This is a genomic window from Streptomyces ruber (assembly GCF_014648075.1).
In the GTDB taxonomy this organism is placed as follows: domain Bacteria; phylum Actinomycetota; class Actinomycetes; order Streptomycetales; family Streptomycetaceae; genus Streptomyces; species Streptomyces ruber.
Map to the genome: position 1 here is coordinate 455026 of NZ_BMQK01000004.1, position 22405 is coordinate 477430.

General features: G+C 72.4%; 21 protein-coding genes. 17 read left to right on the forward strand and 4 right to left on the reverse strand.

Features of this window, described 5'->3' with window-relative positions; all coding sequences use genetic code 11:
* The first annotated feature begins 153 nt into the window (after nucleotides 1–153).
* The 5 genes from IEZ04_RS34790 to obgE all read left to right on the forward strand — a co-directional run bounded on the left by IEZ04_RS34790 (nucleotide 154) and on the right by obgE (nucleotide 3865).
* Complete coding sequence (locus IEZ04_RS34790; RefSeq protein WP_229821015.1) at nucleotides 154–690, forward strand: phospholipase D-like domain-containing protein; 537 nt, start codon at nucleotides 154–156, stop codon at nucleotides 688–690.
* Nucleotides 657–1502: a phospholipase D-like domain-containing protein gene (locus IEZ04_RS34795; protein WP_229821016.1), complete on the forward strand. Its 846-nt coding sequence runs from the start codon at nucleotides 657–659 to the stop codon at nucleotides 1500–1502. The genes IEZ04_RS34790 and IEZ04_RS34795 overlap by 34 nt, the downstream gene beginning before the upstream one ends.
* 197 nt (nucleotides 1503–1699) lie before the next feature.
* Nucleotides 1700–2020, forward strand: a complete 321-nt coding sequence (gene rplU, locus IEZ04_RS13360) for a 50S ribosomal protein L21 (RefSeq protein ID WP_006132815.1) — start codon at nucleotides 1700–1702, stop codon at nucleotides 2018–2020.
* 14 nt (nucleotides 2021–2034) lie between these two features.
* On the forward strand, nucleotides 2035–2289 hold the full coding sequence (gene rpmA, locus IEZ04_RS13365) for a 50S ribosomal protein L27 (RefSeq protein ID WP_030569980.1): 255 nt from the start codon (nucleotides 2035–2037) through the stop codon (nucleotides 2287–2289).
* Nucleotides 2290–2425: 136 nt separating this feature from the next.
* A complete protein-coding gene (gene obgE / locus IEZ04_RS13370) occupies nucleotides 2426–3865 on the forward strand; it encodes a GTPase ObgE (RefSeq protein ID WP_189217005.1) in 1440 nt (479 codons plus the stop codon).
* Nucleotides 3866–3964: 99 nt separating this feature from the next.
* On the opposite strand, the gene IEZ04_RS13375 is transcribed toward obgE, so the two are convergent.
* Both IEZ04_RS13375 and IEZ04_RS13380 read right to left on the reverse strand, forming a co-directional pair.
* Nucleotides 3965–5137, reverse strand: coding sequence for a glycosyltransferase family 4 protein (locus IEZ04_RS13375; protein ID WP_189217006.1), 1173 nt, complete (start codon nucleotides 5135–5137; stop codon nucleotides 3965–3967).
* On the reverse strand, nucleotides 5134–8016 hold the full coding sequence (locus tag IEZ04_RS13380; RefSeq protein WP_229821017.1) for a bifunctional glycosyltransferase/CDP-glycerol:glycerophosphate glycerophosphotransferase: 2883 nt from the start codon (nucleotides 8014–8016) through the stop codon (nucleotides 5134–5136). Before IEZ04_RS13380 ends, IEZ04_RS13375 begins: the two co-directional genes overlap by 4 nt.
* A 317-nt stretch (nucleotides 8017–8333) precedes the next feature.
* Here IEZ04_RS13380 and galE point away from each other — a divergent pair, with 317 nt between their 5' ends.
* Nucleotides 8334–9320 (forward strand): UDP-glucose 4-epimerase GalE, encoded by a 987-nt coding sequence (galE, locus tag IEZ04_RS13385; protein ID WP_189217008.1) that lies wholly within the window; start codon nucleotides 8334–8336, stop codon nucleotides 9318–9320.
* A gap of 14 nt (nucleotides 9321–9334) precedes the next feature.
* Here galE and IEZ04_RS13390 read toward each other — a convergent pair whose 3' ends face one another.
* Nucleotides 9335–11473, reverse strand: a complete 2139-nt coding sequence (locus IEZ04_RS13390) for a hypothetical protein (RefSeq protein ID WP_189217009.1) — start codon at nucleotides 11471–11473, stop codon at nucleotides 9335–9337.
* Nucleotides 11474–11903: 430 nt separating this feature from the next.
* On the opposite strand from IEZ04_RS13390, the gene proB reads away from it, so the two are divergent.
* The 5 genes from proB (at nucleotide 11904) to IEZ04_RS13415 (ending at nucleotide 16920) form a co-directional block, all read left to right on the forward strand.
* Nucleotides 11904–13046, forward strand: coding sequence for a glutamate 5-kinase (proB, locus tag IEZ04_RS13395; RefSeq protein WP_189217010.1), 1143 nt, complete (start codon nucleotides 11904–11906; stop codon nucleotides 13044–13046).
* Between the two features lie 153 nt (nucleotides 13047–13199).
* On the forward strand, nucleotides 13200–13682 hold the full coding sequence (locus tag IEZ04_RS13400) for a DUF8830 family protein (RefSeq protein ID WP_189217158.1): 483 nt from the start codon (nucleotides 13200–13202) through the stop codon (nucleotides 13680–13682).
* Between the two features lie 99 nt (nucleotides 13683–13781).
* Nucleotides 13782–15068 carry a glutamate-5-semialdehyde dehydrogenase gene (locus IEZ04_RS13405; protein WP_189217011.1) on the forward strand — a complete coding sequence of 429 codons (1287 nt, stop codon included), beginning with the start codon at nucleotides 13782–13784 and terminating at the stop codon, nucleotides 15066–15068.
* Nucleotides 15069–15161: 93 nt separating this feature from the next.
* The gene (locus IEZ04_RS13410; RefSeq protein WP_444545451.1) at nucleotides 15162–15755 is read left to right on the forward strand and encodes an SCO2584 family spore wall biosynthesis protein; all 594 of its coding nucleotides are present in this window, start codon (nucleotides 15162–15164) and stop codon (nucleotides 15753–15755) included.
* A gap of 97 nt (nucleotides 15756–15852) precedes the next feature.
* Nucleotides 15853–16920 carry an SCO2583 family membrane protein gene (locus IEZ04_RS13415; protein WP_189217013.1) on the forward strand — a complete coding sequence of 356 codons (1068 nt, stop codon included), beginning with the start codon at nucleotides 15853–15855 and terminating at the stop codon, nucleotides 16918–16920.
* Between the two features lie 4 nt (nucleotides 16921–16924).
* Here IEZ04_RS13415 and IEZ04_RS13420 read toward each other — a convergent pair whose 3' ends face one another.
* A complete protein-coding gene (locus IEZ04_RS13420) occupies nucleotides 16925–18025 on the reverse strand; it encodes a M48 family metallopeptidase (protein ID WP_189217159.1) in 1101 nt (366 codons plus the stop codon).
* 99 nt (nucleotides 18026–18124) lie between these two features.
* Between IEZ04_RS13420 and IEZ04_RS13425 the strand changes: the two genes are divergently transcribed.
* The 6 genes from IEZ04_RS13425 (at nucleotide 18125) to IEZ04_RS13450 (ending at nucleotide 22384) form a co-directional block, all read left to right on the forward strand.
* A complete protein-coding gene (locus IEZ04_RS13425; protein ID WP_189217014.1) occupies nucleotides 18125–18301 on the forward strand; it encodes a hypothetical protein in 177 nt (58 codons plus the stop codon).
* Between the two features lie 108 nt (nucleotides 18302–18409).
* Nucleotides 18410–18574 carry a hypothetical protein gene (locus tag IEZ04_RS13430; RefSeq protein WP_189217015.1) on the forward strand — a complete coding sequence of 55 codons (165 nt, stop codon included), beginning with the start codon at nucleotides 18410–18412 and terminating at the stop codon, nucleotides 18572–18574.
* Between the two features lie 60 nt (nucleotides 18575–18634).
* Nucleotides 18635–19321 (forward strand): nicotinate-nucleotide adenylyltransferase, encoded by a 687-nt coding sequence (nadD, locus tag IEZ04_RS13435; RefSeq protein WP_189217016.1) that lies wholly within the window; start codon nucleotides 18635–18637, stop codon nucleotides 19319–19321.
* Nucleotides 19322–19338: 17 nt separating this feature from the next.
* Nucleotides 19339–21123, forward strand: a complete 1785-nt coding sequence (locus tag IEZ04_RS13440; RefSeq protein WP_189217017.1) for an LCP family protein — start codon at nucleotides 19339–19341, stop codon at nucleotides 21121–21123.
* A 140-nt stretch (nucleotides 21124–21263) separates the two neighbouring features.
* A complete protein-coding gene (gene rsfS, locus IEZ04_RS13445) occupies nucleotides 21264–21710 on the forward strand; it encodes a ribosome silencing factor (protein ID WP_189217018.1) in 447 nt (148 codons plus the stop codon).
* On the forward strand, nucleotides 21707–22384 hold the full coding sequence (locus IEZ04_RS13450) for a histidine phosphatase family protein (protein WP_229821019.1): 678 nt from the start codon (nucleotides 21707–21709) through the stop codon (nucleotides 22382–22384). The genes rsfS and IEZ04_RS13450 overlap by 4 nt, the downstream gene beginning before the upstream one ends.
* The last annotated feature ends 21 nt before the right edge of the window (nucleotides 22385–22405 follow it).

The following is a 22405-nucleotide window of genomic DNA, read 5'->3' on the forward strand; positions in this document are numbered from 1 at the left end:
GCGGGAGCCGGTGACCGGTGCCCCGGTCCGGTGGTTCGTCCACCGGACCGGGGCACCGGTGTGTCGGCCCCGGTGCGCGCCGGGAGCGGGCGGGTAGAGTCCCGTGCGCTGCTTGCGACCCTTGCACCCGGCCCGGGACGGAGAGTGGACCGCATGGCGTGCGTGCACCGGAGAGACAGCGGGCGGCGGCGCGCCGCGAAGCCGTTCACGGCCGGACGGCGGGCGGTGGCGCTGACGGCGGTGCTGTCGGCGGCCTGGCTGCAGACCGCGGCCTCGGCGGGCACCGCGCGGGCCGTGGAGGCGCCCGGCCGGGCCGAGGGGCCCCTCTTCAACGATCCGCTGGGCACCCGTGCCGAGCGCTACGCCATCCGTACGCGACTGCTGGAACTGACCGGCGCGGCGCTGCCCGGCTCGACCGTCACGGTGGCCGTGTACCACCTGTGGGAGACCACGGTCGCCGACGCGCTCGCCGCCGCCGCGGCGCGGGGCGTGCACGTGCGGGTGCTCCTGGACGGGTCCAGTGTCACCGACCGGCCGGCGAACACGGCGTACCGGAGACTGGCCGCGGCGCTCGGCACGGACCGCCGGAAGAGGTCGTACGTCGCCACCTGTCCCGCGGACAGGTCGTGCCTCGGTGACCCCCGGTACGGCAAATCATGCACAACAAGTTCTGGCTGTTCTCGGCGGTGAAGGGGGCCAGGAACGTCGTCGTGCAGACCACGTCCAACTCGACGCCCTCCGCGCACACCCGGTTCTTCAACGACGCCCTGGTGCTGCCGGACAACCCGGCGATGTACGGCGCCTACGCGCACCACTTCGACACGATGGTCGCCGGGGACTGGAAGGCGTGGCGGTACCGGACGGCCGGCGGGCGGCCGTACCGGGCGTACTTCTTCCCCCGGGCCGGTGAGGGGCGCGACACCGACACCGTGTTCTCGGTCCTCGACGACGTCACGTGCGTGTACCGGGACGGGGCGGGTGTCCGCCGGAGGACGTGGGTCCGGGTCGCGATCTTCAAGATCACCCGGCTGGCGGTCGCCGCGAAGCTGGTCTCGCTGCGGCGGGCCGGCTGTCACGTGAGCGTCGTGTACGCCGAGTCGGACAGTGCGGGGAGCAGCGACGGCACCAAGGGCACGTGGGAGAAGCTGCACTCACCCGGCGGGCCCACCGTGCGGTGCCACCACGACGACCGGGACCCGCTGCACCCCGGACGGCGGCTCACCACGCCGTACGTCGTCCACTCGAAGTACCTCCTCGTCGACGGGGTGTACGACGGGGCGCGCGACCGGCTCGTTCTCACCGGCTCCGGCAACTACACCGGTCCCGCGCTGCGCGAGAACGACGAGGTGATCGTCAAGGTGGACGACGACACCGTGCACGGCCTGTACCGGGCTCATTTCGACCGGGTGGTGCGGGCCGCCCACCCCGGCACGGCGGACGGCACGCCCCTGTGCAGGGGAGTGAGGCCACTGCCCACGGACGGGGAGAGGGCGCGGAGGTGAGCGCCGACGGGCGCGGCCGGCTCGGTTTGACCCGTTCGGCGCAGGCCCCGTACTCTTGACCCTCGGCGTGTCCGCTGACATGCCACATCCCCGTAAACCTCTTCCTCCCGGGCGCCGGGCGCCGTGGGAGAGGCCGACCGCGTGCCGGACGGCTGGACTGCGGGGGTGCCGTTCCCGAGCGAGAGAGTGAGATCCGCGTGTACGCCATCGTGCGCAGCGGTGGTCGCCAGCACAAGGTTGCTGTCGGCGACATCGTCGAGGTTGACAAGATTTCCACCGCCAAGGTTGGCGACACGGTCGAGCTCTCGACCCTGCTCGTTGTCGACGGCGACTCCGTGACCAGCGACCCGTGGGTGCTGGCCGGGATCAAGGTCCAGGCCGAGGTCGTGGACCACCACAAGGGCCAGAAGATCGACATTCTGCGCTACAAGAACAAGACGGGTTACCGCCGTCGTCAGGGCCACCGCCAGCAGTACACGGCGATCAAGGTCACTGAGATCCCCGCGGCTGCGAAGTAAGGGACTGAGGAGACATGGCACACAAGAAGGGCGCATCGTCCACCCGGAACGGTCGCGACTCCAACGCTCAGCGGCTCGGCGTGAAGCGCTTCGGCGGTCAGGTCGTCAGCGCCGGTGAGATCCTGGTCCGCCAGCGCGGCACGCACTTCCACCCGGGCGCGGGCGTCGGCCGTGGCGGCGACGACACGCTGTTCGCGCTGCAGGCCGGTTCGGTGCAGTTCGGCACCGCCCGTGGCCGCAAGGTCGTGAACATCGTCCCGGTCGCCTGACCGGACGCATCACCTCGCGAGGCGGACCTCACTTCCCGGGCCGGGAAGTGGGTCCGCCTCGCGCGTGTTAGTACGGGTGAGCCAAGAGCTGGACCCGTAACCCCGTAACTCACCGAACGTGCTGGAGGCACCTCACATGACCACCTTCGTGGACCGCGTCGAGCTCCATGTCGCCGCGGGTAACGGAGGCCACGGCTGTGCCTCCGTGCACCGGGAGAAGTTCAAGCCGCTGGGCGGCCCCGACGGGGGCAACGGCGGCCGTGGCGGCGACGTGATCCTGGTCGTCGACCAGTCGGTCACCACGCTGCTCGACTACCACCACTCCCCGCACCGCAAGGCCACCAACGGCAAGCCCGGCGAGGGCGGCAACCGCTCCGGCAAGGACGGGCAGGACCTGATCCTCCCCGTGCCGGACGGGACCGTCGTGCTGGACAAGGCGGGCAACGTCCTCGCGGACCTCGTCGGCCACGGCACCTCGTACGTGGCCGCGGAGGGCGGCCGCGGCGGCCTCGGGAACGCGGCGCTGGCCTCCGCCCGGCGCAAGGCCCCCGGCTTCGCCCTGCTCGGCGTGCCGGGCGACGTCCAGGACGTCGTCCTGGAGCTGAAGACCGTGGCCGACGTCGCGCTGGTGGGCTACCCCAGCGCCGGCAAGTCCTCGCTGATCTCCGTGCTCTCCGCCGCCAAGCCGAAGATCGCGGACTACCCGTTCACGACGCTCGTGCCGAACCTGGGCGTGGTCACCGCGGGCTCCACCGTCTTCACGGTCGCCGACGTGCCGGGCCTCATCCCGGGCGCCAGCCAGGGCCGGGGCCTCGGCCTGGAGTTCCTGCGGCACGTGGAGCGCTGCAGCGTGCTCGTGCACGTACTGGACACGGCGACGCTGGAGTCCGACCGCGACCCCGTCTCCGACCTCGACGTCATCGAGGAGGAGCTGAAGAGCTACGGCGGGCTCGGCGACCGCCCGCGCATCGTCGTCCTCAACAAGATCGACGTGCCGGACGGCAAGGACCTCGCCGAGATGGTGCGGCCGGACCTGGAGGCGCGGGGCTACCGGGTCTTCGAGGTGTCGGCGGTCGCGCACACCGGGCTGAAGGAGCTGTCGTTCGCGCTCGCCGACCTGGTGGCCACGGCACGCGCGGCCAGGCCGAAGGAGGAGGCGACCCGGATCGTCATCCGCCCGAAGGCGGTCGACGACGCGGGATTCACCGTGGTCCGCGAGGACGACGGCTTGTTCCGCGTGCGCGGCGAGAAGCCGGAGCGCTGGGTGCGCCAGACCGACTTCAACAACGACGAGGCCGTGGGCTACCTCGCCGACCGGCTGAACCGCCTCGGTGTCGAGGAGGAGCTGATGAAGGCGGGCGCCCGCGGCGGCGACGGCGTCGCCATCGGTCCGGAGGAGAACGCCGTCGTCTTCGACTGGGAGCCCTCGGTCATGGCCGGCGCGGAGATGCTCGGCCGGCGCGGCGAGGACCACCGCTTCGAGGCCCCGCGGCCCGCGGCCCAGCGCCGCAGGGACCGCGAGGCGGAGCGCGACGAGGCGGAGCAGGCGTACCGGGGCTTCGACCCGTTCGAGTGACCGTGACCGTGACCGTGACCGGGCCGCTGTCCGCGTGAACGGTGGGGGGCGCCGCACACAGTCGTGTGCGGCGCCCCCCACCCGTTACCGCGCGGCCGCTCAGCGCTCCAGGAACGCGAACAGCTCCTCCCAGCGGTCGGTGACGGCCTTCGGCGAGTACCGCTGGACGTTCTCCCGGGCGCGACGGCCCATGGTCTCCCGCAGCTCCGTGTCCGACATCAGCCGGCCGAGCTGCCCGGCCAGGTCGGTGATGTCGCCGGGACGGGCCAGCAGTCCGTCGACGCCGTCCTGGACGATCTCGCGGACGCCCGGGGCGCAGTCGAAGGCAGCGCACGGCACTCCGGTGGCCATCGCCTCCAGCAGGACCAGCGGGAAACCCTCGCCGCGCGAGGACTGCACGAAGACCGAGGAGCCGTGCAGGGCGCCGGGCACGTCGTCGGTCCGGCCCGCCCATTCCACCGAGCTGATGAGGCCCAGCCGGGTGCACTGTCGCCTCAGTTCCGCCTCGTCGGGACCGGTGCCGTAGAGGCGCAGCCGCCAGCCGGGGTGGCCGGGCGCGACCTCGGCCCACGCGTCCAGCAGCATGTCCACGCCCTTCGCGTACTCGAGCCGGCCGATGCTGCACACCACCTTCTCGGTCAGCGGCGACGCGGTGTCCGGTACGAACGGCAGCGGGTTGGGCATGACGCCGACGTTGTTGAGCCCCCTGCCGACCCACAGGTCGGCGTCCTCCTGGGTGAGCAGCAGCAGGCGGTCCACGTCCTTGTAGTACTTCTGGACGCGGCCGAACCGGGACGACCTGCGGGAGGACTCGAAGCTCTCGTGGCTCATGCCGATGACCGGGTGGCCCGCGGTGTCGGCCCGTGCGACCCACTCCATCGCCCACACCTGGGTCACCACGATCACGGCGCCGGGCCGGGCCTGCCGGAACATCGCGGACAGCCGCTCGACCGCCTGCCGCACCGACGCCTCGCGCGCGGCCTCGCGGCGGCGTGCCGCGAGGTCGGCCCGGTCGCGCAGGGTCCTCGGCCGCCACCGTCCCGGCGGCCGGACGGCGTGCAGGGTCACCGTCCGGAACGGCGGGGCGTCGCCCAGGTCCATGGGCACCCCGGCCGGCGCGATGCCGACGACGGTCACCCGGTGGCCGCGCTCGGCGAGCAGCGTCGCCATCTGTGTCTGCCAGCGGGCCACCCCGCCGAGTTCGTCGACCTCGTTGGCCACGAAGAAGATGTCGCGCTGTGCCGTCGTGCCGGTCGTGCTCGTCGTGCTCATCGGGCTGCTCCTGCGGGGCCGGCGGGGCCGAAGAAGCGGTCCGCGATGCGCGCGGCCGCGTCGCCGTGGTCGTGTTCTCCGTACCGGTCCATGAACTCCTTGAGGCGCACGGCGTGTTCGCGGCCGACGGCGCCGAGGTCGGAGAGCGTGTCGAACAGCTCCTCCGCGGTGTGGACCACGGGCCCGGGCGCCTGGCCCGGCAGGTCGAAGTAGGTGCCGCGGGTGTCCTGCGCGTACTCCTCCCAGTCGTGGGCGAAGAAGATCATCGGGCGTTGCAGGAGGGAGTAGTCGAACATCACCGAGGAGTAGTCGGTGATCAGTGCGTCCGCGAGCAGCAGTACGGGGGTGATGTCCGGCTCCGCGCTGACGTTGACGACCCGGCCGGCCACCGAGGGCGGCAGGCTGACGCTGTTGAGGTAGTGCGTGCGGACGAGCAGGGTGTACCGGTCGCCGAAGCGGTCCGCGAACGCCTCCACGTCGAACGGGAAGCTGAACTGCGCGACGCCGCCGCCCTCCTGGGAGCGGAAGGTCGGCGCGTACAGCAGCACCGGCCGGTCGCGGCGGACGCCCAGCCGCCCGGCCAGCTCCTCGGCCGCCGGATCGGGGGTCTTGGCGTCGCGCGCCCGCACCAGGGCGTCGTTGCGCGGGTAGCCGGTGCGCAGCAGCTTCTCCTCGGGGATGCGGTACGCCCGGGCCAGCGTGCGCACGTCGTGCTCGCCGCGGACCACGAAGTGGTCGAACCGGTCCAGGGCGGCCTGGTAGGCGCGCTGTTCGTGCTCCGGCAGCATGCGCAGGCCCGGCTCGTCGAAGCCCATGCGCTTGAGGGCCGAGCCGTGCCAGGTCTGTATGTAGGTGGTCCCGGGCCGCTTGGCCAGCTTCAGCGGGAAGCCCTGGTTGTCGATCCAGAACTCGGCCTGCGCCAGCGCCCGGAGGTACGGCCAGGACCAGCGGCGCACCAGCCGTACGTCGTCGGGGAAGCCCTCGGGGCGGGTCCCGGCGTAGGACCAGATCGCGGTGACCGGCGTGCCGCGGCGGCGCAGTTCCTCGTGGATGGCCCGGGGACTGTCGCTGTACTGCCTGCCGAGGTGGCTCTCGAAGACCACGGTGCCCTTGCGGACCGGGAGGAGCCGCACCATGCGGTGGTAGCCCCGGATCTTCGTGGGCCCGGAGTTTAGGTCCTTGCGGATCCTGCGGGCCTTGCGGACGGCGGTCTTGGCCGCCCTGGCCGGCGGGCTCTGCAGGTTGCGGCCGACCATGGCCCGGGTCCGTGTTGCGATCCTGCCGTGCTGGTCGAGCCGGAACGCCAGATGCCCCTTGGCCGACACGTGCGGTCTGATCCGGTCGGCCACGACCCGGCCGAGCCGGGGCCGCACGGTGATCGAACCGGTGCCGGAGAGGTCGGTGTCGGCGACGGTGAGACGGCTGGTGGTGCGCCTGCCGTCCGCGGTCACGTGCATCCGGACGTCCCACACCTCGTCCACGATGCCCAGCGGACGCAGCCTGCGGGCCAGCGGCACCACGGCCCGCCACGTGAGGTGCGTGCCGTCGTGGCGGAGCGCCTGCACCGGGAAGCGGAAGGTCTGCAGGCTGCGCCGGCGGGCCCGGAACTCCAGCTCGGCCCCGAGGGCGGCGTCCGGGGGGATGACGCCGAGCGGGTTGACGAGGCTGCCCTCCAGGACGGCCCCGGCCGGCCGCTCGGTGTAGCGGGTCAGCCGGTTGCGCAGGAACAGCCGGTCCAGCGGCCTGTCGTGGTGGCCGAGGTCGGTGACGTCCAGGATCTCGCGGGCGAGCGGGTCGTCGAGGTGTTCGGCGCACCAGTGGACGCGGCCGTCGCGCACGGCGAGCGGCGTGGACACCTTCTTGCCGTTGATCAGGCTGTCGATCGCGGGCGTGAGGTTCTTCCAGTCCTCCTGCAGCAGCAGATAGGCGCAGATCCGGTGCACCGGGGCCAGCGACTCGTACGCCTCCTGCGGGAAGTCCTGGATGTAGCCCCGCGCCAGCTCCGCGAAGAGCGTGCGGAACTCCAGGTCCAGGAACGGCAGTTGACGCAGGTAGAGCACCAGGTCGTGCTTGAGGAACTTGATGTCCTTGTGCAGCTTCAGGTCGTCGTGGCCGAGCCGGGCGAGGAGGGCGTCGATGCGGCGGTGGATCTCCACGCGGTCCGCGAAGTTGCGTATCTCGTGCCGCCGGTTGCTGATCGACTTCTCCTCGGCCTTCTCCACGACGTTCCAGTGGTAGACCGTGTGGGGGATCAGGGTGATCCGGGCGGCCGCCAGATACGCCTCGGCGGAGAAGAGCAGGTCCTCGTAGTGGATGCCGCGGGGAAAGGTGAGCCCTTCGTCGAGCAGGAACTCGCGCCGGTAGCACTTGTTGGTCGACAGGGTGTCGTAGACCATCAGGTCCGGCAGTTCGGTGATGGAGTCCAGGGTGCGGGTCCGCTCGTAGAGCCAGGGGTACCAGCGGGCCGTCTTGCCGTGGCGGTTGTCGGTGTGCACCCGCAGGCACAGCCCGGAGACCAGGTCGGCCCCGGTGCGCTCGGCCGCGTCCAGCATGTTGCGGCAGGCGTCGGGCTCCAGCGTGTCGTCGCTGTCCAGGAACATCACGTAGCGGCCGCGGGCCACGGCCACGCCCTGGTTGCGCGGCTCTCCGCAGCCGCCGCTGTTCTCGGGCAGCCGGACGGTACGGACCCGGTCCGAGGAGGCGGCGAGGGCGCGGGCCACGTCGTAGGAGCCGTCGGTGGAGCAGTCGTCGGCGATGACGACCTCGACGTTGCGCAACGTCTGGCCGAGCACGGACCGCACGGCCGTGGGAAGCCGGTCCGCGTCGTTGTAGACGATGACGACGACGCTGATGTCCGGTGTGTCGTTGTTGGCGGGCACGGACACGGCCACCTCTGGATCGCTTGCGGGAACGGGCGGGACACGTCGTGGAGACTCCCTGCGCGGACGGCGACCCGAAGCCCGGGGCACGCTGGACATGTCCGTGGGGAAAACTCTGGGTAACGGATAAGACAATCTCATCCGTCCTATGGTTGTCAGGCGCGGGGCGCCGCGGTCAACCTCACCGCCCGAACACCCACGAAGCGCCCAGGAACCGCGGATACGTGCCAAAATGCCGGGCGTGGCCGGGCGGGCGGCGCGGTGGACGTAGGGTGGCGCCGGTCAGTCGACGCAAACGCGCAGGGGAGCAGTGACGCATGACGACGTGGATGGTCACGGGAGGCGCCGGCTACATCGGCGCGCACGTCGTACGGGAGATGCGGGCCGCCGGCCAGTCGGTCGTGGTGCTGGACGACCTGTCCACCGGGGACGTATCCCGGGTGCCCGCGGACGTCCCGCTGGTGAACGGGAGCGTGCTCGACCGCGCGGTGCTGGACGCCGCCCTGCGGGAGCACGACGTGACCGGCATCGTGCACGTCGCGGCGAAGAAGCAGGTCGGCGAGTCGGTCGAGCAGCCGCTGCGCTACTACCGCGAGAACGTCGACGGCCTGCGTACGGTGCTGGAGGCGGCCGTCGACGCCGGTGTCGGCCGCTTCCTGTTCTCCTCCTCGGCCGCCGTGTACGGCATGACCGACACCGAGCTGGTCACCGAGGAGACCCCCTGCGCCCCCATGAGCCCGTACGGCGAGACCAAGCTCGCCGGCGAGTGGCTGGTCCGCGCGGTCGGCCGGGCGCACGGCATGGCCACCGCCTGCCTGCGCTACTTCAACGTGGCCGGGGCCGCCTCGCCGGAGCTGGGCGACGCGGGCGTGTTCAACGTCATCCCCATGGTGTTCGAGAAGCTCACGGCGCACGAGCAGCCGCAGATCTTCGGCGCCGACTACCCGACGCCCGACGGCACCTGCGTCCGGGACTACGTGCACGTCGGGGACGTCGCCTCCGCGCACGTCGCGGCGGTCCGCCGGCTCGACGCCGACCCCTCGGCCGCGCTGGTGCTGAACATCGGCCGGGGCGAGGGCGTCTCGGTCGCCGAGCTGATCGACGTCATCCGTTCCGTCACCGGCCACAGCGGTCTCGCGCCCCGCACGGTGGACCGCAGGCCCGGCGACCCGGCCCGGGTGGTCGCCTCGGCCGAGCTGATCGCCAAGGAACTCGGCTGGACCGCGCGGTACGACGTGCGCGACATGGTCGCCTCGGCCTGGGCCGGCTGGTGCCTGCGCCACCCGGAGGCCGGCACCGCCTGAGCCCGTACACCGGGTCAGGCGTTCACCACCGGGTCCGGCCCGTCCGGCGCCTGCACCGGGTCGGACGGCTCCTGGTCCTCCCCGGGCTCCTGCCCGGCCTCCTCGGCGGCGTCCCGGGCCCGCGCCTGCGCCGTGCCCTCCCGCTGCGCCGGCATCTCCGGGAGGAGGCGGGCGTTCATGCGGACACGCCGTTCCTCGGCCTTCGCGCCCAGCGCGGCGACGGCCCGGTCGAAGCGGACCAGCGACGGCGGGTCGGACGGACCCAGCAGGTGCTTCTTGAGCTCGGCGCGGGCCGCGGCGAGCCGGTCCCGCTCCACATGGCGGACCGAGTCCAGCAGAGCCGGCACCTCCTCGGCCGAGGGGCTGAGGATCACTCCCGCCGACACGGTCGGGAAGCCCGCCCGGAACTCCTCCTCGCTCAGACCGGAGGTGTTGGCGACGGCGTACGGCTTCTCGCTGGACAGCCAGTCGGAGACCACCGACGAGACATCGCTGATCAGCAGGTCGGCCTGGTTGAAACAGGCGAAGATCGCGGGCCGGGCGTCCGTGATGATCTGGTGCTCCCACTCCGGGAAGGAAGCCCAGTACGCCTTGTCCCAGGCGGCCGTGGCCTCCGCGATGGCCGCCTCCCGGTCGCCGCGCGGAGCGCCCTGGAGCAGCATCCGCTCCATCTCGTCCGCGCCGGGGCGGAAGGACGCCGACGTCAGCTCGTCCAGCTCGGCCGTGCGCCGGGCCAGCTCGGCGGCGGCCTCCGGACCCGGCCGGCCACCGGAGCGGCGGGCGTTGGCCTCACGGATCATCGCCTTGATCCGCTCGTTGGCGGCACCCGCGCGCGGGTCGACGGAGCCGGTCAGCGGGTGCGGCTTGTACAGCAGGCGCACGCGCTCGTCGGCGAGCAGCCCGCGCACGACGTTCTCACCCGCCAGGACCACCGAGGTGTTGCCCGGGTTGCCGTCCCACCCCTCCCAGGTGGGGGCGTACAGGACGGTCGTGTACGGGCCCGTCGGCGCGCCCGAGTAGGGGCGGATCGGGGCGAGCTGCGGGCGGCCGACCTCGACGACATCCTTGTCCTCGACGCCGACGTCGGCGAGCGCGTACCGCTCGCGGGCGGCCGGCCCCGCGACCCACACCTCGTCGTAGGCCTTCGCGTACGGGTTGCAGGACGACAGCTTGTCGCTCTCGCCGTGGTTGATGAACGCGTGCTTGATCGTGGGGATGCGCAGCACCTGCGAGGTCTTCGCGGCGTTCGCCGGGTGCAGCATCGTCCTCAGCGTCGAGTTCTCCAGGGAGAACATCGTGGTGACCTTCGGGAAGCAGACGATCGGCACGTCGGTCGCGTCGATCTTCTGCATCATGAAGCGCTCACGCAGCACGATCAGCGGCCTGCCGTCCAGCTGGGACAGCGTGGACAGCCACATGTTGGCCTGGTACGCCGACGTCGTGCCGCCGGAGAAGTACATGGCGACGGTCGGCCGGTAGTCGGCCAGCCACCGGTCGAACCACTCGATCACCTGGCGCTCGCCCACCGCCCGCTTCCGGGGCAGCAGCCAGGTCGCCAGGTACGCCGTACCGCCCAGCGCCGGCACCAGCGCCGCGCCGATCCCGAGGGCGCCCCAGAGCACGTCGTCCGTGACGGCGGTGACCAGCAGGCCGGCGGTGGCGGGCAGCGAGAAGGTCAGCAGCCGGTGACCCTGGCGGCGGGCCAGCAGCCGCGGCGGGGCGGTGCTCAGGCGCAGCGCGGAGGCGTCGATGTTCCGGGTGACGATCGGCAGGGTCCGGGTGCGGCGCACCAGCACGGCCACGGCCTGGCAGACGAAGTGCAGCGCGTACAGGGCGCACAGGCCGACCAGCAGGGGCGCGTGCCCGCTCAGCGGGTCGATGCCGTCGATCCGCAGCAGCCCCACCAGGACCAGCATGTCCCGCAGCAGCTGCCGCACCGTCACGTCGAAGCGCACCTTGGCCAGCAGGGACAGCAGCCCCGGCTGGCGGTGCTGGAGGAGCAGATCGAGGGCGAGACCCACCGCGGACCCGGCGACGAAGAGGGGGACGTGCGGCACCAGGGCGCCCAGCAGCTGGGCGGCGTAGGCCACGGTCATCACGAGCAGCGAGGTCAGCTGCACCGCGCGACGGGACACGGATCCGGCAGAGGGCACTAGCTGGGCTCCTGACGGCAGAGCGGACTTGGGGGGACCGTGTGGGGCGGCCGACCGCAGCTCCAGGCGCGTCTCATGGGCTCCAGGCGCGCCTCTGCGCCGCGGATGACCACAGACCGTAGATGGTTGCCCGTCCCGATGACAATTTCGGAGTGATCTTCGTCACCGGGACTGCGGTCGCGTGGCAGACAGTAGAGGAAAAATCTGTGGGCGTGCTGTGGCGGGGCCGGTCCGCCCGTTCCGCTCCGGCTTCTTTCCGCCACGTCCCGGCCGCCCCGCGCGGGCCGCCGGCCCCGGCCGTTCCGGCCGTCCGGGGGCCGGACACCGCGGCACGGCGCACCGCGCTGACGTAGATTGACGGAACGAACGCAAAGGTGGAGCGCCGGTTCGTCCGGCCCGCCGGGCCGAGACGAGTGAGGACGCGCTAGAGGTGTCAGGGGCAGCGGACACGCAGGGACGGGGCGGGGTCGTGGCGGCCCGCAGGATCGTGGTGAAGGTCGGCTCGTCGTCGTTGACCACGGCTTCCGGAGGACTCGACGCGGACCGGGTGGACGCCCTCGTGGACGTCCTCGTCAAGGTGCGCGAAGCAGGTGGCAAGGAGGTCGTGCTCGTCTCCTCCGGTGCCATCGCCGCCGGGCTCGCGCCGCTGGGCCTGCGCCGGCGCCCCCGGGACCTCGCCCGGCAGCAGGCGGCCGCGAGCGTCGGCCAGGGCCTGCTGGTGGCCCGCTACACCGCCTCCCTCGCCCGCTACGGCGTCCGGGTCGGCCAGGTGCTGCTGACCTCCGACGACATGAGCCGCCGCGCCCACCACCGCAACGCCTCCCGCACCCTCGACAAGCTCCTCGCGATGGGCGCCCTGCCGATCGTCAACGAGAACGACACCGTCGCCACCGACGAGATCCGCTTCGGCGACAACGACCGGCTCGCCGCGCTCGTCGCCCATCTGGTCCATGCCGATCTGCTGGTCCTGCTGTCCGACGTGGACGGCGTGTACGACGGCGACCCCAGCAGGCCGGGCACGTCGCGGATCGCCGAGGTGCGGGGGCCCGGGGACCTCGCCCACGTCGAGATCGGCAGCGCGGGCCGGGCCGGCGTCGGCACCGGCGGCATGGTGACCAAGGTCGAGGCCGCCGGGATCGCGGCGGCCGCCGGCATCCCGGTGGTGCTGACCAGCGCGAGCCACGCGGCGGACGCCCTCTCGGGGCGTGACACCGGCACCTACTTCCACCCCACGGGCAAGCGCTCCGCGGACCGTCTGCTGTGGCTCCAGCACGCCTCCGCCCCGCAGGGCGCGATCACCCTCGACGACGGGGCCGTGCGCGCGGTCGTCGAGGGACGCAAGTCGCTGCTGCCGGCGGGCATCGCGTCGGTCGAGGGCGCCTTCTCCGCGGGCGACCCCGTGGAACTGCGCGACGGCGGGGGACGCGCGGTGGCCCGGGGGCTGGTGAACTACGACGCCAAGGAGATCCCCCGGCTGATCGGCCGCTCGACGCGAGAACTGGCGCGCGAGCTCGGTTCCGCCTACGAACGAGAGGTCGTACACCGCGATGACCTCGTTCTGCTGCGTCCCTGACCGTTCGAGCCCGCAAAACTACGATTCCCGGCGTCTTCCCGGCTTCCGGCGGTGGACGTTCCGTAAAACCGCCCCGCGAAGCCGGTCCGCCTGCTCAACTTTGTGTCAGCGAAATTGCACGACCATTGCGAGAAGGAGGACGTCGTGAGACGAGTGCGCCATGGGGCGGCGGCGTCCCGCGCCGGCGGCAGCTCCCGCACGGCCGGCGAGGAGCGCGCCCTCACCAGCGTCCGGGCCGACGCCGTCCACGAGGGACGGACCTCCGGCGGGACCGGCCGGCGGGAACCGGACGACGCCGCCCGGCTGTGGCACGTGACGCTCAGCGTCTCGGGCGGCGAGGCCCCGCTGAAGGAGGTGCGGCGCGGACTCGAACAGCTCGCCCACGACCACCCCTTCCTGCTGACCAGCCGCTACGCCAACGACCACGCCGAGATCCGCTACTGGGAAGAGGCCCGCGACCTGCACGACGCGGCCGCCGTCGCGCTGCGCCTGTGGGGCGAGCACCGGCAGAGCGCCCGGCTCCCGCCCTGGGAGATCGTCGGCCTGGAGGTCATCGACCGCGAGACCTACCACCAGCGCGTCGCGGAGGGCTGCGGACCGCTCCCGGCGGCTCCGGTGGGCGTGCACCCCTTCTGACGGTTCCCGGCTCCCTGGGGCCTTCGCACAGCGTGACCGTCGTGTCTCGCGCAGTGGGACGACCAGTGACCGGCCCGCCCCGCGCACTACCCTTCCCCCATGACCACGCTCTCGCCGTACGACTCCGTGTCCCCGGTCATCCAGGCCGCCTACCGGGCCAGGGCGGCCGCCGCCGACATCGCGCCGCTGCCGCGCGCCGTCAAGGACGACGCGCTGCTGGCGATCGCGGACGCCCTGGAAGTCCGTACGAGCGAGATCGTCGAGGCCAACGCCCAGGACGTCGAGCGGGCCCGCCAGGCCGGCACCGACGAGGCGATCGTCGACCGGCTCACGCTGACACCGGAGCGGGTGCGCGCCATCGCCTCCGACGTACGGGACGTCGTAGCGCTCCCGGACCCGGTCGGCGAGGTCGTCCGCGGCTCCACCCTCCCCAACGGCATCGACCTGCGCCAGGTCCGCGTGCCGCTCGGCGTCGTCGGCATCATCTACGAGGCCCGGCCGAACGTGACCGTGGACGCCGCCGCCCTCTGCCTGAAGTCCGGGAACGCGGTGCTGCTGCGCGGCTCGTCCTCCGCGTACGCCTCCAACACCGCGCTGGTCCGGGTGATCCGCGACGCGGTCGGCGGCGCCGGGCTGCCCGCCGACGCGGTCCAGCTCGTCCCGGGCGAGAACCGGGAGTCCGTACGGGAGCTGATGCGCGCCCGCGGCCTCGTCGACGTGCTGATCCCGCGCGGCGGTGCCTCCCTCATCCGTACGGTCGTCGAGGAGTCCACCGTCCCGGTCATCGAGACCGGCACCGGCAACTGCCACGTCTACGTCGACGCGCAGGCCGACCTGGACACGGCGGTCGACATCCTGGTCAACTCCAAGGCCCACCGGGTGAGCGTGTGCAACGCCGCCGAGACGCTGCTGGTCCACCAGGACATCGCCGCCGCGTTCCTGCCGCGCGCCCTGGACGCGCTGGCCGGGGCCGGGGTGACCGTGCACGGCGACGAGCGGGTGCTGGAGCACGCCAAGGAGAGCCGGGCCACGGTCGTCGAGGCGACCACCGAGGACTGGGAGACCGAGTACCTGTCGTACGACATCGCCGCGGCCGTCGTCGACTCGCTCGAGGCGGCCGTGGAGCACATCCGGCTGTGGAGCTCCGGGCACACCGAGGCGATCGTGACGACCTCGCAGGCGGCCGCCCGCCGTTTCACCCAGTTGGTGGACTCGACGACGGTCGCGGTGAACGCCTCCACCCGCTTCACGGACGGCGGCCAGTTCGGTTTCGGCGCCGAGATCGGCATCTCCACGCAGAAGCTGCACGCCCGCGGCCCGATGGGGCTGCCGGAGCTGACGAGCACCAAGTACATCGTCACCGGGGACGGTCACGTGCGCCGTTGACGGCCCGGTGAGCGCCGCGGGCGCCCGTGCCGCACTGCCGGCGAATTTCCTTTCCGTCTGCCCAAATTGACCCCCCAGGTCTACTCTGGTTCCGTGCCGGAGGACGTGGGGGGCATGCCGTTCTCTGACGGCTGGGAGCCCGACGACGACCGCGACCGCGGGGGCAGGGACGACGAGTTCGCCTCCGTGGTCTTCGACGAGGACTTCGTACGGGCGGCCGTCGTGCACGAGCCGTCCGCCGTCGAACGTCTGCTCGCCGCGGCCCAGGCCCGCGCCGAGGCGCAGGAGGCCGAGGCGCGCCGGGCGCACACCAGACATCCACGCGGCGACGACGAGCGGTACGACGACGGCTTCGGCCCCGACGACCTCGACCTCGGCCCCGGTGGCGACCGTGACGACCCGGACGACAGCGGGGTGTTCGAGGGCGGCCGCTACGGGGCGCCGGAGGGTTACGGCCGGCAGCCCCGCTGGCACCGGCCCGTGGCCTGGGTGCTCGCCCTGGTGATGGGCATCGGCATGGTCGCGCTCGCGTTCACGGCGGTCTACCGGGGAGCCTCCTCGGGCAGCCACGAGGAGCAGGTCCCGCCCCCCGCCTCCACGGGTGTCGAACACGGTGTCGACACGGCTCCCTCCGCCTCCGCCGACTACTCCCCGCCACCGGTGTCGGCGGTGCCACGCACGCCCTGAGGGCATCCGCAAGCGCTTGCGGACCCGGTGAGCGCGTGTCAGAAGTTGTCGCGTACCAGGGCGTTTACCGCAGCCCCGCGGGACCTACTCTGGAGGTATGGGCGGACCAGGAGACCCACCTGAGGGGACACCCGAGGGCGCTCCCGGTGGTGGAGAGGACGAGTACAGGTCGGTCGTCTTCGACGAGTCCTTCGTTCGCGCTGCCCGGCTCCAGGAGTTCTCCGCCCGGGAGCGCATGGCCGACCACGCGCCCGCCGTACGCCGCCGTGCGCCGCTGCGCCGCGGGCTGTCCCGCCAGGCGCTGGTCCTCGTCATGCTGATCGCCCTCGCCTTCGGCACCGCGATCTACATGGGCCTGCGCCATCCGTACGAGGCGCCGGCCGCCGGCCCCGTCGAGCCGCTCAGGATGACGGTCATCCCGCTCGCCCCGCAGGGCGCCGTGCCCGGCTCCACGGATGCCGAGCGCCTGTACGAGAGCAGCCCCGCCGCCCGGTTCCGGATCGGGGCCGAGGGCATCACCATGCCCGCCACCCGGCGCACGGCGAACTTCTCCGACAGCCAGGTCGTCGCGGCCCTGACCACCGCCAAGGACTACCTCGTCGCCTCCGCGCTCGACCCCCGGGTACTGGACGGCACGACCGTGCGGTCCCCGCGCATCCTGCTGGACCCGCAGCTCCTGGACCAGTTCGACCAGAGCTTCGACCACCCCGCGGCCGACGGGCGGCACGCGCCCACCGGCTGGACGGTCCGCTTCGACCCCTCCCGCGCCGAACTCGCCGACTCCAGGATCCGTGTGCAGGGCACCCTGCGGGCGGTCGAGTTCGACTCCGACACCCTCGAGGTCGTCGCCGACCACGTCTACGTGTACGCGCTGCGGCCCGCCGGCGCGGACGAGGGGGTCGCGGCCTCGCTGTTCACCGTCCGGCGCGAGCTGCACTTCCGCTTCGACCACGACGACCTGCGCAGCCACCAGGCCGAGATCGCCGTCGCCCACGTCCAGGCCGGGCCGCTCGCCTGCGCCGAGGACACGGCGAACCACCTGCGCCCGCTGCTCGCGGGACAGACGGCGGGGGCGGGCGGCCCGGCCGGCACGGACCCGTACGCGACGGGCGGCGCCACGGCCCTGTGCGGCTCGCTGGCGGAGGCCGCCCAGCCGAGGGTGTGACGCGTCACTCCGCGCCGGGACGCTCGTCCCGCGGCCGGTCCTTCGCCGTCCCGCCGCCACCGCCGCCGGTGAAGCCGCCGAAGCCGCGCCGCACCCGGCCGCCGAGGTCACCCGCCCCGCCCGCGATGTCGCTGACCAGCTTCATCAGCGGGTCCTTGGAGTTCTTGACGTCGCTGGCGTAGGCGGCCGCCGACTGGCGGAAGGAGTCGGTCACCGAGGTGTCCTTGTCCTCGTCGCGCCGCGGGTAGTGACCGTCCATGATCCGCTGGAAGTCGCGGGAGTCGGCCCACTTCTTCAGCTCGGCCGCGCGCACGGTGGCGAAGGGGTGGGAGCGGGGCAGCACGTTCATGATCTTCAGCACGGAGTCGCGCAGGTCGCCCCCGGCCTCGTACTCCTCGGCCTGCGCGAGGAACGCGTCCACGTTCATCGCGTGCAGGTGGTTGCCGCCCGCGAGCTTCATCAGACCGCGCATCGAGGCCCGCAGGTCCTGTCCGACCAGCAGGCCCGCCCGGTCGGCGGACAGCTCCGACTTGCGGAACCACTCGCGCAGCGCGGTCACGATCGCCATGATCGCGAGGTTGCCCAGCGGGATCCACGCCACCCGGACGGCCAGGCTCGTCAGGAACAGCAGGATCGTGCGGTAGACGGCGTGGCCGGAGAGGGCGTGGCCCACCTCGTGGCCGACGACGGCCCGCATCTCCTCCTCGTCGAGCAGCTCGACGAGCCCCGTGGTGACGACGATGATCGGCTCGTCCAGGCCGATGCACATCGCGTTCGGCTGCGGGTCCTGGTTGACGTACATCGGCGGGACCTTCTCCAGGTCCAGGATGTAACAGGCGTCCCGCAGCATGTCGTTGAGGTGCGCGAACTGCTCGTCCGAGACCCGTACGGAGTCGGACAGGAACAGCAGGCGCAGACTCCGCTCGGGAAGCAGGCCGCTGAGCGCCTTGAAGACCGTGTCGAAGCCGCTCAGCCTGCGCAGGGCCACCAGGGCGGAGCGGTCCGCGGGGTGCTCGTACGCCCGTGAGGACAGGCCCTCGAAGCGCCTGCGGCTCCTGCTGGGCACGTTCCCGTGACCGTCTCGCTCGTGGCTGCCGTCGGACATGTGTTCCCCCATGTGTCTGATTGCCCAGTGTGCCCCCGAAGCGAGGACCAGCCTAGGCGGAGATACGGTGACAGGGCAGCACACGTAAGGAGCGATCCCATGGAGCACACCCCGGCCACCTGGTTCCCCCGGGCCGCGACCGTCGTCGCGGAGGGCCCCGTCTTCGGCGGCGGCCTGTTCCGCGTCGTCCTGCTCGTGATGCTCGTGGGCTGTGTGCTGGGCGGCTGGTTCCTGCTGCGGGGCTACCGCCAGGACGACCGCGAGGACGAGGACTGAGGTTCCGTCCGCCACAAGGCGGAGTCGGCGTGGGCGCCGCGCGGGGGCCCGCTTACGATATGCCGGAGCCCTTGTCCCGATCCCACACCCGGATAGGTCCAGCCGACGATGAACCTGCACAGCACCGCTGCCCAGTTGGTCACCCTCGCCGCCGAGGGCGAGGAGCACGGAGGCAACCACCACAGCCTCAACCCCTACCTGACCGGCATCGGTGCCTTCGCCGTCCTGATGCTCCTGCTGTTCATCACCACCCGCTTCAACCGGGACCGCTGAACCCCCCGCAAATAGACGTTCGACCGGAACCCGTCGAACGGGCCGGTAGGGTCTGCACGCATGGGAGAGCAGGAAATGCCTACCGGCCCGGAGCAGACCACCGCGGGCGGCCGGGCCAGTCACCCCGGGGACGGTCCCGGCGCCGGTCCCCTGGAACCGCGCCGACGCCGCCTCGGCGTCATGGGCGGAACGTTCGATCCGATCCACAACGGCCACCTCGTCGCGGCCCAGGAGGCCGCCACCCAGTTCCACCTCGACGAGGTCGTGTTCGTACCCACGGGCGAGCCGTGGCAGAAGTCCCACCGGTCGGTGTCCCCGGCCGAGGACCGCTATCTGATGACGGTCATCGCGACCGCGGAGAACCCGCAGTTCTCCGTCAGCCGCATCGACATCGACCGCGGCGGTCCCACCTACACCACGGACACCCTGCGTGATCTGCGCGCACTCAACCCCGACACGGACCTCTTCTTCATCACCGGCGCCGACGCGCTGTCCCAGATCCTCACCTGGCGCGACACGGACGAGTTGTTCTCGCTCGCGCACTTCGTCGGCGTCACCCGCCCCGGACACGTCCTCGCCGACCCGGGCCTGCCCGCCGGAGGCGTCTCGCTCGTCGAGGTTCCGGCTCTGGCCATCTCGTCCACGGACTGCCGTGCGAGAGTCGCCAAGGGCGATCCCGTCTGGTATCTGGTGCCGGACGGTGTGGTGCGCTACATCGACAAGCGTGAGCTGTACCGCGGCGAGTGAGCCGAGAGGGGCACCGGGTGAACGACCGATACGACGCCGGCCACGGGAGCGACGGTTACGAGCTCGTCGGCTACGACGAGTTCGGGCAGCCTGTGTACCGCCAGGTGCCCGCCCAGCACTCCCCGCAGGAGTACGGCTCCTACGGGACGCAGGAGCCGCAGCAGTCCCAGGGATACGGCTACGGCTACGACCCGTACGGGACCGCCGCCCAGCAGCAGCCCCCGGCCCCGCAGGCCTCCCACGACTTCCATGACTTCCACGACCCGTACGGGAACGGCCAGGGCGGGGGAGCGGCCGGACACGGGTACGACGGCTACGACCCGTACGGGCAGCAGACGGCCGGCGCCGGGCAGCAGACGTACACCGCAGTCCACCAGCCCCATGCCCAGCCCGACGCCCAGCCCCACGGCACCGAGCAGAGCGCGTACATCCCGCACCAGGCCCGGCCTCCGAGAACCGGGCAGGAGGACGGCGGGCCGGGCGGCCCGGGTCCGTCCGGTGAGCGGCCGGAGGACGGCGGCGACAGGGAGTACCACACCGAGCAGTTCGCCTTCGTCGAGGAGCCCGACGGCGACTCCGAGGACGTGATCGACTGGCTGGCGTTCACCGAGAACCGCACCGAGCGCCGCGAGGAGGCCAAGCGCCGGGCCCGCGGCCGGCTCGTCGCCCTGGCGGTGGTCCTCGCCCTGGTCGCGGCCGGCGGCGTCGGCTACCTCTGGTTCGCGGGGAAGCTGCCCGGCACCTCGGAGGGGGACAAGGCGGGCACCACGACGTCCGCGGCCGCCCAGAAGCGCGACGTGCTCGTCGTCCACCTGCACAACACGGGCGGGGACGAGACCTCCACGGCGCTGCTCGTGAACAACACCACCACCGAGCGCGGCGCCACCGTGCTGCTGCCCAACTCCCTCGCCCTGACGGGCGACGACGGCGGCACCACCACCCTCGCCAAGTCCGTCGAGGACGACGGCGCCGCCGGCACCCGCGACTCCCTCCACACCGTGCTCGGCACCGACATCGAGGGCACCTGGCGCCTCGACACCCCTTACCTGAACAACCTCGTCGAGCTCGTCGGCAACATCGAGATCGACACGGACACCGACGTGCCCGACCCGGACGGCAAGGAGGGCGAGGCGCCACTGGTCAACAAGGGCGGGGCGCAGACCCTCAGCGGCAAGATGGCCGTCGCGTACGCCACCTACCGGGCGCCCGGCGAGTCCGAGAGCGCGCAGCTGAAGCGGTTCGGGCAGGTGATGCAGGGCGTGCTGCGCAAGCTGTCCTCGGACGCGCAGGCCGCCACGGTCACCATGCAGACCCTGGGGCAGATCCTCGACCCGCCGCTGACCGACGGCGACCTCGGCACCTTCCTCGCGGGGCTCGCCGAGCGGGCCAAGGGCGGCGACTACGAGACCGCCGCGCTGCCCGTCCAGGAGGACGGCACGCTCGACGCCGAGACCTCGGACAGCGTGGTGAAGGACCTGCTCGGCGGCACCGCGAAGAGCCCCGAGGCGGGCGACGCCGTCCGGGTCGGCATCCGGAACGCCACCGGCGAGAAGGACGCCACCGAACAGGCCCGCGTGGTCCTGCTCAACGGCGGCTACACCTTCCTCGACGCCGGCACCGCCTCCGCGGCCGGGACCTCCACGGTCACGTACGCCGACGCCGCGAGCAAGGACGACGCGGTCGAGGTCGCGAAGACCCTTGGCCTGCCGACCGGCAGCGTCGTGCAGGGCAGCACCACGTCCAACGCCGACGTCTCGGTCGTCCTCGGCCGGGACTACGAGGTGACCGGCCCCACCGGCTGAGGAGAGGCGGGGGGCGGGGAACCGCCGCTCCGCCGCGTGAGCGACCACCCCCGGGTAATCCCTGGGGTGGTCGCGGCGGTCCGTGAGACCCTTGAGGTAGCCCGTGAGGGCGTAACCGACCGCCGACCGAAAGCCACGTAGTGACCGCCACTGACCGCTCTCTCGAGCTCATCAACACCGCTGCCCAGGCGGCAGCCGACAAGCTCGCCCACGACGTCATCGCGTACGACGTCAGCGACGTCCTGTCCATCACGGACGCCTTCCTGCTCGCGTCCGCGCCCAACGACCGCCAGGTCAAGTCGATTGTCGACGAGATCGAGGAGCGGCTGAACAAGGAGCTGGGTGCCAAGCCCGTACGCCGCGAGGGCGACCGCGAGGCCCGCTGGGTCCTGCTCGACTACGTCGACATCGTGGTGCACGTCCAGCACAGCGAGGAGCGGGTCTTCTACGCCCTGGAGCGGCTGTGGAAGGACTGCCCCGAGCTGGAGCTGCCCGCCGACGCCAAGGCCACCCGTGGCAAGGGCGAGGAGCACGCCCGGCAGGAGGCCGACGGGGACGCGGCCGGGCCGGTCGGGGAGCCGCGGTGAACGCGGTCCCGGGCATAGACGCCGCCGACCCCGCCTCGCGGCTGGGGCGGCGCGTCATCCTCTGGCGGCACGGCCAGACCGCGTGGAACCTGGAGCGCCGTTTCCAGGGCACCACGGACATCGACCTCACCGAGACCGGCGTCGGCCAGGCCCGACGTGCCGCCCGGCTGCTCGCCTCGCTGAACCCCGCCGCCATCGTCGCCTCGGACCTGCGGCGCGCCGTCGACACGGCCGCCGAGCTGGCCGCTCTCACCGGCCTTGCGGTGACGCACGACGAGGGCCTGCGCGAGACCTACGCGGGCGTCTGGCAGGGGCTGACGCACGAGGAGATCATCGAGCGGTACGGCGACGAGTACGCGGCCTGGAAGCGCGGTGAGCCGGTCCGCCGCGGCGGGGGCGAACTGGAGACCGAGGTCGCCGACCGCGCCGCCCCCGTGGTGCTGCGGCACGCCGACAAGCTGCCCCCGGGCGGCACCCTCGTGGTGGTCAGCCACGGCGGCACCATCCGCACCACCATCGGCCGCCTCCTGGGGCTCGCTCCCCACCACTGGGAGAGCCTCGGCGGCCTCTCCAACTGCTGCTGGTCCGTCCTCGGCGAGGGCGCCCGCGGCTGGCGCCTGCTGGAGCACAACGCCGGCACCCTGCCGGAACCGGTGCTCGGCGACGACACCTGACGCCCGCCGGCGCCCCGCTCC